The following is a 383-nucleotide window of genomic DNA, read 5'->3' as shown; positions in this document are numbered from 1 at the left end:
GTTGTCCCTCTTCATCTATAAAACTATGCTCTTCTGGTTTCTCATTCTGCAAACTGTAATACTGTTCTACACAATGAATCGCTCCTTCAAATGCTGAGTGTTCTGATACGTCCTTAATTAATTCGCCATTTAAATATACTTTTCGATTATCATTAGTTCTTTCTCTATACAACATTTAAAATACCTCCAAAATTATGAATATTTAGTTTTTCAGAAAAATAATTCTTTTTTAAATCTCACATAAATATATTGGATCTGTATACAATCTAATAGATAATTTGCAGAGACTTAACATCACTTTCTAATCATGTTCTACATAATGATCACGGAAAGTACAACTAAAAGGTACATTACACTTTAAAAAACGTCCACAATATATAGAG

The 383-nt window shown here is 29.0% G+C and carries 1 protein-coding gene; it reads right to left on the bottom strand.

Translation table 11 applies throughout. The annotated features are described in order from the left end of the window. Positions 1-175, bottom strand: a 175-nt coding sequence (locus tag KVT31_RS29390; protein WP_302747103.1) for a 4-hydroxyphenylacetate 3-hydroxylase N-terminal domain-containing protein, incomplete at its 3' end; no start/stop codon positions are given. Between the last annotated feature and the right edge of the window lie 208 nt (positions 176-383).

Source organism: Bacillus sp. GbtcB14 (genome assembly GCF_019091205.1).
Taxonomy (GTDB): Bacteria; Bacillota; Bacilli; order Bacillales; family Bacillaceae_G; genus Bacillus_A; species Bacillus_A cereus_AG.
This window is presented reverse-complemented; position numbering and strand designations above follow the sequence as displayed.